General features: G+C 60.2%; 11 protein-coding genes and 1 tRNA gene. 7 read left to right on the forward strand and 5 right to left on the reverse strand.

Translation table 11 applies throughout. The annotated features are described in order from the left end of the window. Window positions 1–12: 12 nt before the first annotated feature. The 3 genes from GC425_RS05770 (at window position 13) to GC425_RS05780 (ending at window position 3,022) form a co-directional block, all read left to right on the forward strand. A complete protein-coding gene (locus tag GC425_RS05770) occupies window positions 13–1,359 on the forward strand; it encodes a 3-oxoacyl-ACP reductase (protein ID WP_151843143.1) in 1,347 nt (448 codons plus the stop codon). Window positions 1,360–1,372: 13 nt separating this feature from the next. Continuing rightward, the gene (locus GC425_RS05775) at window positions 1,373–2,305 is read left to right on the forward strand and encodes a MaoC/PaaZ C-terminal domain-containing protein (protein WP_192930399.1); all 933 of its coding nucleotides are present in this window, start codon (window positions 1,373–1,375) and stop codon (window positions 2,303–2,305) included. A gap of 156 nt (window positions 2,306–2,461) precedes the next feature. Then, on the forward strand, window positions 2,462–3,022 hold the full coding sequence (locus GC425_RS05780) for a DUF421 domain-containing protein (RefSeq protein ID WP_151844333.1): 561 nt from the start codon (window positions 2,462–2,464) through the stop codon (window positions 3,020–3,022). A gap of 87 nt (window positions 3,023–3,109) precedes the next feature. On the opposite strand, the gene rpsA is transcribed toward GC425_RS05780, so the two are convergent. Continuing rightward, entirely contained in the window at window positions 3,110–4,576 is a 1,467-nt protein-coding gene (gene rpsA, locus GC425_RS05785; protein WP_151843141.1) for a 30S ribosomal protein S1, read from the reverse strand. Between the two features lie 167 nt (window positions 4,577–4,743). Between rpsA and GC425_RS05790 the strand changes: the two genes are divergently transcribed. Further along, window positions 4,744–5,667: a DUF368 domain-containing protein gene (locus tag GC425_RS05790; RefSeq protein WP_257822460.1), complete on the forward strand. Its 924-nt coding sequence runs from the start codon at window positions 4,744–4,746 to the stop codon at window positions 5,665–5,667. Here GC425_RS05790 and polA read toward each other — a convergent pair. Continuing rightward, complete coding sequence (polA, locus tag GC425_RS05795; protein ID WP_151844335.1) at window positions 5,664–8,312, reverse strand: DNA polymerase I; 2,649 nt, start codon at window positions 8,310–8,312, stop codon at window positions 5,664–5,666. The two genes, GC425_RS05790 and polA, sit on opposite strands and share 4 nt — an antisense overlap. Before the next feature lie 245 nt (window positions 8,313–8,557). Here polA and GC425_RS05800 point away from each other — a divergent pair, with 245 nt between their 5' ends. Both GC425_RS05800 and GC425_RS05805 read left to right on the forward strand, forming a co-directional pair. Next, window positions 8,558–8,809 (forward strand): helix-turn-helix transcriptional regulator, encoded by a 252-nt coding sequence (locus tag GC425_RS05800; RefSeq protein WP_151843138.1) that lies wholly within the window; start codon window positions 8,558–8,560, stop codon window positions 8,807–8,809. Then, a complete protein-coding gene (locus tag GC425_RS05805) occupies window positions 8,806–10,047 on the forward strand; it encodes a type II toxin-antitoxin system HipA family toxin (protein WP_151844336.1) in 1,242 nt (413 codons plus the stop codon). The genes GC425_RS05800 and GC425_RS05805 overlap by 4 nt, the downstream gene beginning before the upstream one ends. A 46-nt stretch (window positions 10,048–10,093) precedes the next feature. Here GC425_RS05805 and pdxT read toward each other — a convergent pair whose 3' ends face one another. Next, window positions 10,094–10,672 carry a pyridoxal 5'-phosphate synthase glutaminase subunit PdxT gene (gene pdxT, locus GC425_RS05810; RefSeq protein ID WP_202879024.1) on the reverse strand — a complete coding sequence of 193 codons (579 nt, stop codon included), beginning with the start codon at window positions 10,670–10,672 and terminating at the stop codon, window positions 10,094–10,096. A 34-nt stretch (window positions 10,673–10,706) separates the two neighbouring features. Then, the gene (gene pdxS, locus GC425_RS05815) at window positions 10,707–11,609 is read right to left on the reverse strand and encodes a pyridoxal 5'-phosphate synthase lyase subunit PdxS (protein ID WP_151843135.1); all 903 of its coding nucleotides are present in this window, start codon (window positions 11,607–11,609) and stop codon (window positions 10,707–10,709) included. Between the two features lie 81 nt (window positions 11,610–11,690). Here pdxS and GC425_RS05820 point away from each other — a divergent pair, with 81 nt between their 5' ends. Continuing rightward, a complete protein-coding gene (locus GC425_RS05820; protein ID WP_151844337.1) occupies window positions 11,691–13,031 on the forward strand; it encodes a PLP-dependent aminotransferase family protein in 1,341 nt (446 codons plus the stop codon). Window positions 13,032–13,056: 25 nt separating this feature from the next. Here GC425_RS05820 and GC425_RS05825 read toward each other — a convergent pair. Further along, window positions 13,057–13,130: transfer RNA gene (locus tag GC425_RS05825), tRNA-Leu, on the reverse strand. Window positions 13,131–13,197 lie beyond the last annotated feature (67 nt).

Consider the following 13,197-nt stretch of genomic DNA (forward strand, 5'->3'; position numbering starts at 1 on the left):
AGGAGTTGACACGTGCCTCAAAACCAGGACGCATACCTGAAGTTCATTAATTCCGATGCAGGAAAGAAGATCGCCAAGCAGGTCGGAATGCCTGTTCCTACCAAGCTTCGCCGCTACAAGGCCGGCGAGCCTGCTCTGGACGGTCGCGTACTTCTGGGTGGTTCCGGTCGCTTGGTAAGCCGCATCGAAGAGATGTTGGCCGACGACTACAAGATCACCACCACCGTGGGAGACAACAAATACGCTGCCTTCGTCTTCGACGCAACGGGCATCACCAAGCCAGAAGACCTGCGTCAGCTGTACGATTTCTTCCACCCCATCATGCGTCAGCTTCAGCCATCTGCCCGCATCTTGGTTATCGGAACCACCCCTGAGCTGGCAGCAAACTCCGACGAGCGCATCGCACAGCGCGCACTGGAGGGCTTCACCCGCTCTGTCGCGAAGGAGCTGCTGCGCGGAGCCACCGCACAGCTGGTCTACACCTCCCCTGACATCTCCGCTGACCTGGCTGGCCTGGAGTCCACCCTCCGCTTCATCCTGTCCGGCAAGTCTGCCTTCGTGGACGCTCAGGTCATCCGCGTGAACGCTGACGAGGCATCCGCACCTGCCTCCTGGGACACCCCATCTGAGGGCAAGATCGCTGTTGTCACCGGTGCTGCTCGCGGCATCGGCGCCACCATCGCCGAGGTTCTGGCACGCGATGGCGCAAAGGTGATCTGCGTGGACGTTCCACAGGCTGGCGAAGCTCTGGCAGAGACCGCTAACCGCGTCAAGGGCACCGCCCTGCCACTGGACGTGACCGCCGCGGACGCCGCTGACAAGCTGAAGGAGCACGCCGAGGCTCGCCACGGTGGACCAATCGACATCATCGTGCACAACGCCGGCATCACCCGCGATAAGCTGCTGGCCAACATGGACGAGGGCCGCTGGGACGCCGTCATCGCCGTAAACCTGGCCGCTCCTGTGCGCATCACCGAGGCTCTCCTGGACAACGGTGGCCTGAACACCAACGGTCGCGTGATCGGCGTAGCCTCCATCGCCGGTATCGCCGGTAACCGCGGCCAGACCAACTACGGTGCAACTAAGGCCGGCGTGATCGGCTTCGTGGATTCCTTCTCCGACGCCCTGGCCGACAAGGGCATCACCGTCAACGCTGTGGCCCCTGGCTTCATCGAAACCCAGATGACCGCCGCGATCCCATTCGGCACCCGCGTGGGTGGCCGCGTTCTGTCCTCCCTGAACCAGGGTGGCGAGACCGTGGACGTTGCCGAGACCATCGCCTACTTCGCCGCTCCTTCTTCCCAGGCCGTCACCGGAAACGTTGTCCGCGTGTGTGGCCAGGCAATGATGGGTGCGTAAAAGGGAAACAATCATGACAGTGACCTACAAGGAACTCCCATCCATCCCCGTGTTGATGGATGAGTACAAGAATGCAGTGAAGGACATTGTGCCGGGCGTGGGAACCAAGCGCGTGGCCAAGGACAATCCAACCACGGCCTTCGAGGTAAAAGGCGTGAAGGTGGATCCAAACCACCTGGCGGAGTACGCCTCCGCCACGGGCTTCCGCCTCACCAACGAGCTGCCGCTGACCTACCCGTACGTGCTCAGCTTCCCGATCGTAATGAAGCTGCTGACCGCGAAGGACTCCCCCCTCAACGCGGTGGGCATGGTGCACCTATCCAACTCCATCGAGCAGACCCGCCCACTAACCGTGGACGACGTGCTAGATTTCCGCGTCCATGCTGAAAACCTGCGCCCCCACACGAAGGGTGTGCTGCTGGACGTGGTGACCGTGGCCTCCGTGGATGGCATTGACGTGTGGACCCAGACCTCCGCGTTCCTGTCCAAGGGCGCGAAGCTGTCCAGCTCCTCGCCGTTCAAGAACCTGGAGCCGACCAACGGCCGTATCGTGGATCCCATTTCCTTCGACGCCGACACCGACGATGCCTTCGCCCGCGTCCGTGTCACCGCTGACGATATCAAGGTGTATGCAGAGGCCTCGGGTGACAAGAACCCGATCCACATCTCTGGTGTGGGCGCGAAGGCCTTCGGCTTCCCAGCCACCATTGCTCACGGCATGTGGACTGCGGCACGCCTGGTGTCCTCCCTCGAGGGACTGGTTCCAGCTGCAGCTCGCTTCAAGATTGAGTTCGCAAAGCCCGTGACGTTGCCCGGCACCGTGGCGATTGTGGCGCAGCCTGCTGGCGACAAGGCATACCCCGTGCCGTCCCAGTGGAACCTGCAGGCACGCAAGAGCTCCAAGCTGGACACGCTGCACGCCAGCGCTTCCATCGAGAAGCTCTAAAAGCAACGGCCTAGACAAGGCCGTCAGAGCAAGGCCGGTTCGCGAGTGTATCGCGAACCGGCCTTTTCCACGTTCCGGGACGGTGACGAGATGCAGGTGAGATGAGGGCCGGCGTCGATAATAATGGGGATCAACGCAGGACTATGATGACAAAGTATGGAGGAGCTGCACAGGCATTTTGTAGAACAGATAGAAATCGACCCGTCGCGCATCCCGATTGTGGCGCTGTCCGCGGTGGTGATTTATCTCTTTTTCCTCATCCTTGTCCGAACGTTTGGTGTGCGCGTGATGTCGAAAATGACGGCATTCGACACGGTTGTGCTGATCATGTTCGGTGCGGTGGCGGGACGTGTGATTATCGGTCACCCGCCCACCCTGGCCGCCGGCGCGATTGGGCTTGTAACGCTCATGCTGCTGGAGGCGGCTCTGGGAGCGGCGCGTAAGCAGTCGGGGTTGCGGCGGGTGTTCGATGAAAAGCCACACGCGGTGTTCGCGCACGGACAGTATTTGGACAAGCAGATGCGTCACTATCACATCTCAAAGTCCGATATGCGGATGGTAATGCGACGTGCGGGCATTCATCATCGGAATCAGGTGCAGCTCATTGTGCTGGAACCCACGGGTGAAATGTCGCTCTTCCGCGCGGGAGAGCCGTTGGAGCGAGAGCTGTTTAAGGGGGTTCAGGGAATCCCGGATAGTTTCTGGGCTGACGCCTGACGAAAAGCACAAAAGAAGAAGGGCATCCATCGTGTGATGGATGCCCTTCCTGCTTCCGGCGTGTGTCAGCCGTGCAGTGCGGTGATCTTACTCGCCGCCGGCCAGCTTCTCGCGCAGAGCAGCCAGCTGCTCGTCGGAAGCCAGAGTGCCTGCGTCCTCAGCGGAAGAGTCGGAGGAAGCGGAGCCCTTAGAGTCGTTGGACTCGGAGGAGTAGCCGCCCTCGCCGTTGGCAGCAGCCTCGGCAGCAGCTGCGCGGTTGCGCTCGATCTGAGCGGTGTGCTGGGTGTGGCGACGCTCTGCCTCTGCGTAGCGTGCCTCCCAAGCCTCGCGCTGCTCGTCGAAGCCTTCCTTCCACTCGTTGGTCTCTGGGTCGAAGCCCTCTGGGAAGATGTAGTTGCCCTGCTCGTCGTAGGAGTCAGCCATGCCGTACTTGGATGGGTCGAACTCCTCGTTGTAGTCCTCGTCAGCCTGCTTGACGGACAGGGAGATGCGACGACGCTCGAGGTCGATGTCGATGACCTTGACCATCACTTCCTGGCCAACGCTCACAACCTGGTCTGGAACCTCAACGTGGCGCTCAGCCAGCTCGGAGATGTGTACCAGACCCTCGATGCCCTCTTCCACGCGGACGAATGCACCGAATGGCACCAGCTTGGTGACCTTGCCCGGAACAATCTGGCCGATTGCGTGGGTACGGGCGAAGACGCGCCATGGGTCTTCCTGGGTTGCCTTCAGGGACAGGGAGACGCGCTCGCGGTCCAGAACAACCTCGATAACCTCGACGGTCACTTCGTCGCCCACGGAGACAACCTCAGATGGGTGATCGATGTGCTTCCAGGACAGCTCGGAGACGTGAACCAGGCCGTCTACGCCACCCAGGTCCACGAAGGCACCGAAGTTGACGATGGAGGAGACAACACCCTTGCGGACCTGTCCCTTCTGCAGCTGGTTGAGGAACTCGGAGCGAACCTCGGACTGGGTCTGCTCCAGGAATGCGCGGCGGGACAGCACAACGTTGTTGCGGTGCTTGTCCAGCTCGATGATCTTTGCTTCGATCTCCTGGCCGATGTAAGGCTGCAGGTCGCGAACACGGCGCATCTCGACCAGGGAAGCAGGCAGGAAGCCGCGCAGACCGATGTCCAGAATCAGGCCGCCCTTGACAACCTCGATAACGGTACCGGTAACTGGCTCGTCCTTCTCCTTGAGCTCCTCGATGGCGCCCCACGCACGCTCGTACTGTGCGCGCTTCTTGGACAGGATCAGACGACCTTCCTTGTCCTCCTTGGTGAGAACAAGAGCGTCGATAACGTCGCCGACCTCAACGACCTCACCTGGGTCTACGTCGTGCTTGATGGACAGTTCGCGGGAAGGGATTACACCCTCGGTCTTGTAGCCGATATCAAGCAGAACTTCGTCGTGATCGACCTTCACGACGGTGCCTTCGACAATGTCACCATCGTTGAAGTACTTGATGGTTGCGTCGATGGCTGCCAGGAAATCCTCAGCGGAACCAATATCGTTGATGGCTACCTGAGGTGCGTTGTTGGTGGACATGTGTTAGTTGTCTCCGAAACGGACTCGAATAGAAAACGGACAATTGCAAAGCACGCCCGCGTGGGCGCACAACATTGCAAATGTTACACAGCTTGTACTATCTGCGCAAACGCGCCACACCGCAGAAAAACGCCTCCGTGGAGGGGTTTTGTTTATAGTGGTAGCCAATGAGCATCCTACTTAACATCATCCGCGGTGCCCTGATCGGAATGGCTGAGCTCGTTCCTGGGGTTTCAGGAGGCACCATTGCACTTGTCACCGGCGTATACGAAAGAGTCCTAGCCCAAGCAAATCTTGTCCTCGACGGACTGAAGCTCCTGGTCAAGGATCGTTCTGCAGCAATCCAGAAACTCAAGAGCGCAGACTGGCTGTTTCTTATCTCCCTCCTCGTCGGCATGACAGCAGTTGTGGTATCCATGGCCGGGGTGATGGAGGCGTTCGTCACTGATCAGCCCGTGGCCTCCCGCGCGCTGTTCTTCGGCATGGTTCTGGTCTCCCTCGTGGTGCCACTGTCCATGATCAACAAGGAAGCTGTCTCGCGAAACCTACCCGTCGCCATCGTGGCGTTCATCCTCGCCGCCGTGGCCACGTTCCTCCTCACCGGCGTGACCAGCGCGCCTCAGTCCAACCCCAGCCTCATCGTCGTATTCTTCGCGGCCGCTGTAGCCATCTGTGCTCTGGTGCTGCCAGGCGTTTCCGGTTCCTTCTTCCTATTGGCCGTGGGTCTCTACAGCGCTACGATGGGCGCGGTTCATGAGCGCGACCTTGTCTACATCGGCGTATTCGCCCTGGGCGCCCTCACCGGCATCATCGCCTTCGTGCGCATCTTGGAGAAACTCCTGGAAGACCACCGCGACATCACGCTGGTGGTCATGGCCGGCCTCATGTTCGGGTCCCTGCGCGCCCTGTGGCCGTGGCAGGATGAGAGCGCCAACCTTGAGGCACCCTCTCAGGACATCGGGTTGGCGATCACTCTGTTCCTCGCAGGCGCCGTTGCGGTGGCCATCATGGTGGGTCTGGAGCGTGCCTTTAGCGCGAAGAAATCCACCGACGACGCCGACGCCAGCACCTCCCCTGCTCTAGAAGGCTAGTGCCCGGCAGCATCCCAGTTCTCGCCGTCACCGGCGGACACGTCGAGCGGCACGCGGAGCTCTGCGGCGCCATCCATCTGCTCACGCAGAAGCTGGCGCACCTCGTCTAGCTCTCCTGGGGCTACCTCCACCACCAATTCATCGTGGACTTGTAGCAGCACGCGGGAGCGGAATCCCCCGTCGTTCAGTGCCCGATCCACCCGGATCATGGCCAACTTAATGATGTCTGCCGCCGAGCCCTGGATGGGAGCGTTCAGCGCTGCACGTTCTGCGTTGTCGCGCGCCACCCTGTTCGAGGAGTTCAATTCCGGTAGGTAACGCCGGCGTCCAAAGATCGTCTCCGTGTATCCGGTCTCCCGGGCAACCTCCACTACGTGGTCCAGATATTTCTTCACACCGCCAAAGCGCTCGAAGTAGTTATCCATGATGCGCTTGGCTTCTGCGGTGGAAATGGACAGCTGTTGGGAGAGGCCAAAGCTGGACAATCCGTACACCAAGCCGTAGGACAGGGCCTTTACTTTTCGGCGCAGATCGGGAGTGACTTCGTCCACGGGCACATCGAATACGCGGGAACCCACGTAATTGTGAAGGTCCTCGCCGGATTGATAGGCCTCAATCAAACCACGGTCTTCGGACAGGTGAGCCATCACGCGCATTTCAATCTGGGAATAGTCCGCCGTCAACAACGTCTCATAGCCATTGCCCACCACGAAGCAGGAACGGATAATGCGCCCCGCCTCGGTGCGAACGGGAATGTTTTGAAGGTTGGGATCCGAGGACGATAGGCGCCCCGTGGCCGCACCCTTTTGATTGAAAGTGGTGTGGATGCGCCCATCGCCCTCAATGGCGTTCACCAATCCGTCGATGGTGTTTTTCATCTTCAGATACTCGCGGTGCTGCATCAGATAGCCCAGGAATGGGTGATCCGATTGCGCCGCGAGTTTCTCCAGTTCCGCGGCCGCCGTGGAATATCCGGTCTTTGTCTTTTTCGTTTTCGGAAGGTCCAGATCCTCGAAGAGAACCTTTTGCAGCTGCTTCGGGCTCGACAGGTTGAGGTCGGGAACTCCCGCCACGTCACGAGCGGCATCCACGGCCAGCTGAACCTTATCCTCGTAGTCCTGTGCCAATGTCTCCAAATGGGAGCGATTGACCGAGATTCCCGTCGCTTCCATCCGCGCGAGAATCAGGCACAGTGGCACTTCCAGGTCGTAATAGAGCTCATCCGCCCCGGCCTCCAGCAGCGCGGGCGCGAGCACCCCCACCAATTCTGCGATGGCCTGGGCACGCTCCAGCCCTGTAGCGTCCTCACTCAATTCTCGGCCCACGTGACGCTGCACAACGTCTTCCAATGTGTGAGTGCGCACATCCGGTCGCAGCAAGTATGCCGCGATGGAGGTGTCATGCTCCACGCCTGCGAGGCCGTTCATCTGCTCTGGGGCTATCAGGGACGTCTGCTCGGCGTCGTCCTGATGGGACACGGTGATGACGCCTTGGTCGATTAAGGCGTGAAAGGCCAATTTGGTGTCGTGGAACCATTTCGGGGAATCCGAATCCAGCCACTGTTGCAGTGCATCAAGATCCTTGGTGGAAATCTCAGCAAGGTCAATGGCCACGCCCACGTTATCGCGATCCAATAACGCCAGCGTTTCTCCGCTGATATCCACCGAGATTGGCGTGGAGGAACGCTTTTTCAGCCATCCGGCGAGCTTTCCTTCGGCAATATCTTCTTGGGTAATAGGAATGGCGTCCGCGTTATCAAATTCCACTCCCAGTGTGCGAAACGCTCGAGTGCGAAGGTTGGCGCCAAACTGCAATTCCTCAAAGACTTCGAGGGCATCTGCGGCCTCAATGTCTTGAGGCTTCAGCTCATCGAGGTCTTTAACAAGATCCAGGTCGCGCACCATTTCCGTAATGTCGCGGGCAAGCGTGACATTGTCGATATTATCGCGCAGAGACTGACCCACTTTGCCGCCGATGGACTCAATATTGTCTATGACCCCCTGCAAGTTGCCGTATTGCGTGATCCATTTTTGCGCCGTTTTTGGTCCGACGCCGGGCACACCTGGCATATTGTCCGATGTATCCCCTCGAAGCGCGGCCAAATCCGGATATTGAGCGGGCGTGACTCCATACTTTTCTTCCACGGCTGCAGGGGTAAATCGGTGCAGCTCGGAAACACCCTTCAGTGTGTAGAGCACGGTCACGTCATCGGTCACCAGTTGAAGAGAATCGCGGTCACCTGTGCAAATGAGGGTGTTCATTCCTGCTTCATGTCCCCGCGTGGCAAGGGTGGCGATAATATCGTCTGCCTCATAGGACTCCTTATCGAGAGTCACAATTCCGAGGGTTTCCAGCGTTTTTCGGATGAGGTCAATCTGCCCTTTGAACTCCGGTGGTGTGGAGGGACGCTGCGCCTTGTAGTCAGGGAAGGATTCCTCTCGGAAGGTCGGTCCGGACAGGTCGAATGCGGCGGCAACGTGGGTGGGCTGTTCCTGCTCCATGAGGCCCAGGAACATCCCTAAGAAGCCATAGACTGCGTTCGTGTGTTGGCCACCCGTGGTGGAGAAGTTTTGTGCGGGAAGTGCATAGAACGCGCGGAAGGCCAGGGAGTGGCCGTCGAGGAGCAACAGCTTCTTGTCAGTCATGAGCTCTACTCTATACGTCGCCCCTGACATCAGGATGAGGCGATCTGGCCACAGCACACATAATCGGCACGTTCGTGCCGAAGTTCTAGGGGTAAGTCATACCGCGAGCTCATTATCGCCTTTTTCGGCACGATCATGCCGAAAATGCTTGCTCCGAAGCGACACGGCCGTATATCATGGATAAATCAGCACGTTCGTGCCGATCAACTCATCCCAACGCCACGCGCCCTTGAAAAGGAGCCATCATGAAAGCTTCCGAGATCGGCATCTTCGCCCGCGAACAACGCCGGAAACTACAGCTCACCCAAAGAGATCTGGCTGACCTTGCAGACGTGTCCGAGAGGTTCATCCGGGAGCTGGAAAACGGCAAGCACACAACCCAGTTAGACAAGACCATTGCCGTCTTGTCCGTTCTAGGGTTCGATCTGGAACCGGTTCCTCATAATCAGGTCTATGTGGACCACTTTCAGCTAGCCACGCAGGGCCACAACTCATGAGCAACAACACCCCGCCCCAGGGCAATTCCCTGCCCCACAACAGCACCACAGCGCACCATGCCATCCATCGCGCCGACGTGTGGGTCGGCGCTGCCTTGGTGGGGAACCTCACGTCGTACAGCGATGGCACCACAGAATTTCTCTACAATCAGGAAACCTTGGCACACGGTGGACCGGCCGTCGCGACCACCTTTCCCGTGCGGGACAACGCCACCGTCACCACGGGCGGAGCTCTCCCTGCATTTTTCTCCAACCTTCTTCCTGAGGGCCGGCGCCTGTCTACCTTGAAGAAAAACTCCAAGGTCTCCATGGACGATGAGCTGGGTTTGCTCCTTCACGTGGGCGCCAACACCATCGGCAACGTGGCAGTGGTCCCCCAGGGGCAACGTCCCCACCCTCACAGCGCACAACTCACCATGAACGAGGACCTGGATTTCACTGAGGCGCTATCCAGCGCCGGTATTGTGGATCCCTCGGCGCTACCTGGTGTCCAGGACAAAGCCTCGGCCCGCACCATTGCCGCACCCACAGTATCCGATGGTGTGGACTATATCCTGAAAGTCTCACCACCGGAATATCCGAAACTCGTCGAAAATGAATCGGCCTGCTTTGAGATGATCCGTTCTGCGAAAAAATGGATCCCTGCCGCCTCAGCCACGGTCATCCACGACAAACACGGCCGCTCAGGGCTGTTGGTCACCCGATTTGATAGACACGGTGACACCTTGTTCCCCGTGGAGGACTCTGCACAATTATTGAATATTCCCCCGGCAGCAAAGTACTCCCCAACCATGGAAGACGTTGCCTCCGCAATCCTCACGGTCAGCAGGCGCCGCGCACTCGATGCCCAGAAAATTGCCTATCTCGTGGCGTTCGCATGGCTCACGGGCAACGGCGATATGCACGCAAAAAATATCTCCGTGATCAACACTGGCGAGGGATTTGAATTAGCTCCGGTATATGACATTCCCAGTACTCTCCCCTATGGCGATCACACGTTGGCCTTAAGCGTTGCCGGGGCCACAGATAACCTGAGCGGAAAAAAGTTTCTCAGTTTCACCCACTCAATCGGCTTGAGCGATCGGGCCGCCCGAACGGTGATGGATCGCTCCCTAGCAACCACTGAAGGAGCTGCAGAGAAAATCATCCAGGCCACAGATTTCGATATTCGCCGAGCACGCGATCTCAGACGCGTCCTCGGCAAGCGGCGAAACCTGTGGCTGGATGCCCTGGAGTAACGCACAGCAACGACCTGCATCACGCTTGCCCCAGAAGCAACACCACCTACGAGCGGCAGCCGCGCAGCCACGCCACGTGCAGCGTGGTCTCCCCGTTTTCCTCCGGGTGAAAGCTCACCGCCGTGATGTGCCCCTGGCGTACCGCCACGATCACGTCCTCCCCATCCGCATCCTGAGTCGAGGCGAGGACCTCCACGCCGCCGCCCACCGCGGTAACGATCGGCGCGCGGATGAAACTGGACTCCACCGTCTCACCGTCGATAGTGAGGGTCCGCTCGCTGGAGTTGCGCTGACTACCGAAGGCATTGCGCCGCACCGTCACGTTCAGCACGCCCAATGTCTGTTGTCCCGACGCCGGGTTCTCTAACTCCCGGGCCGCATAAATCAAACCGGCGCACGTGGCTAAGGTGGGCAGCCCTCCCTCGATGGCGGCCGTCAGCGGCTCCGCCAGCTCAAAGGTTCGAGCCAGCTTGTCGAACACGGTGGATTCCCCGCCGGGCAGGATGAGTCCGTCCAGGCCATCTAGGTCCTTGGGAAGCCGCACTCGGCGCGTGTGCGCGCCGAGTTGCTCCAAGATGGCCAGGTGTTCTTCTACTCCACCTTGCAGGGAAAGCACACCGATCACGGGAGCCGTGTCAGGAGACGCAGCAGGCACCGGTTTACCAGCCACGCTCTGCCAGGCGGTGTGGAGCGGGAACGTCGTTGACGTTGATGCCCACCATGGCCTCGCCCAGACCGCGGGAGACCTCGGCGAGCACGGCAGCGTCGTCGTAGGCGGTCGCAGCCTTGACGATAGCCTTCGCGCGAGCCGATGGGTTTCCGGACTTGAAGATGCCCGAGCCCACGAACACACCCTCGGCGCCCATCTGGCGCACCAGGGCGGCGTCAGCTGGGGTGGCCACACCACCGGCGACGAACAGGACCACGGGCAGCTTGCCGGTCTCGGCAACCTCGGCGACCAGGTCGTACGGCGCCTGCAGCTCCTTCGCAGCAACGAAAAGCTCGTCGCGATCCAGCTTCTGAATCCGAGCGATCTCGGACTTGATGGTGCGCAGGTGGCGCACAGCCTCGGACACGTCACCGGTGCCGGCCTCACCCTTGGAGCGGATCATGGCAGCACCTTCGGTGATGCGGCGCAGCGCCTCGCCCAAGTTGGTTGCACCACAGACGAACGGCACGTCAAAATCCCACTTGTTGATGTGGTGGGTGTAGTCAGCTGGGCTCAGAACCTCGGACTCGTCGATGAAGTCCACGCCCAGCTCTGCCAGGATCTGGGCTTCCACGAAGTGGCCGATGCGGGACTTGGCCATCACGGGGATGGACACGGCGTTGACGATGCCGTCGATCAGGTCTGGGTCGGACATGCGGGCCACGCCACCTTGCGCGCGGATGTCGGCGGGGACGCGCTCCAGTGCCATGACGGCGGAGGCGCCGGCGTCTTCGGCGATCTTTGCCTGCTCGGCGTTGACCACGTCCATGATCACGCCGCCCTTGAGCATGTCTGCCAGGCCGCGCTTCACGCGGGTGGTTCCGGTACGGTTGTTAGTCTTCTCGTCAGTCATAGACACCATCATCCATCTTTCAAGTGGTATAGAACAAGATCCACTATAGACCAATTGAATTAGACCACTTAGAGTGTGTCTATGAACATTGTTCTGGACCACTCGGATGCACGCCCCCTACCAGTGCAAATATGCGCCAGTATCCGCTCGCTCGTCGCCGAGGGGCTGCTAGAGCCCGGCGAAAAACTCCCGTCCACCCGCATCCTCGCGGAACAATTGGGGGTAAGCCGCGGCACCATCGTCACCGCCTTTGACCAGCTCATCGCCGAGGGCTACCTGGTCGCACGACACGGATCCGGAACTCACATCAACCCCGCACTCACTCCCAAACCGCTCCACCCCCACAATCACCCCTTGCCCGCGCCCCCGGAGCAACCCCTCAACGAGCTCACTCCCGGACTGCCCGACACGCGCGGACTCGTCACCCCCGAATGGCGCGCCGCATGGCGGGACGCGGCCGCCAATCCCACGGACCTCTTCAGCCCCCTAGGCCTCGAGGCTCTGCGCCGCGAGATCTCCCACCACCTGCGCCACATGCGCGGCTTTTCCATCGACCCGTCCCGCATCGTCGTCACCGCAGGTGCCCGCGACGGCATGGAACTATTCCTGAAAACGCAGCCGTCGAACCTGACAGTGGGCGTCGAATCACCCGGGTATCCCAGCCTGCGCCAAATCCCGACGGCACTCGGCCACACCCTGGTGGACATCCCCACGGACGGCGACGGCCTCACCCTCCCCACCACCCACGTGGACGCCGTCATCGCCACCCCCAGCCACCAATACCCCTACGGCACATCCATGTCCGCCACCCGGCGCACCGAACTCGTGGCCTGGGCACGCGACAACGAACGCTGGCTCATCGAAGACGACTTCGACTCCGAACTGCGCTATCTCGGCCAACCCCTACCCGCCCTAGCCAGCCTCGATCCCGAACACACCATCCTGCTCGGCACGTTTTCCTCCGTGATCTCCCCCTCCATCGGCTGCGGCTATGTGGTCTTCCCCGCCTCCCTCATGCCCCGCGTGGAGCAGATCCGCGACATCTTCCGCTGCCCAGTCTCCAGCATCACTCAACAAGCCCTCGCCACCTACCTCGCCAGCGGTGCTCTGCGCAGGCATACGGGCCGTGTTCGCCGTTCCTACCGACGCCGCCGCGACCTAGTCACGAACTCTTTTCAGGGAATACCGGATGTCACGTTGTTGCCGATCAACGGTGGGCTCCACGCGGTGCTGCTGTGTCGCGATCCTGAGTCGCTGCGCGCGCGTGCCCGGCGGCGGGGCGTGGGGCTGACACTCCTGGCCGACTATTGGGGCGGTGCCCACGCTGACGAAGGCATTGTGCTTGGGTTCGGCCACTTGAGCGATAGCGAGCTGGAGGAGGCGCTGGGGATCATTGCTGAGGAACTGAAAAACACCCCTTGAGGGGTCAAGGGGTGTTTTTCTCGCGTGCCCTTGGTGAGACTCGAACTCACACTGGACGGGTTTTGAATCCGTTGCCTCTGCCAATTGGGCTACAAGGGCGATAGCGGACACTTTACCTTACCCCCGTCACAAGCTACAAACGTGCAGATAAATACCATGTACGAGC

Origin of the sequence: Corynebacterium sp. zg254 (assembly GCF_024701495.1) — a bacterium.
Taxonomy (GTDB): Bacteria; Actinomycetota; Actinomycetes; order Mycobacteriales; family Mycobacteriaceae; genus Corynebacterium; species Corynebacterium zhongnanshanii.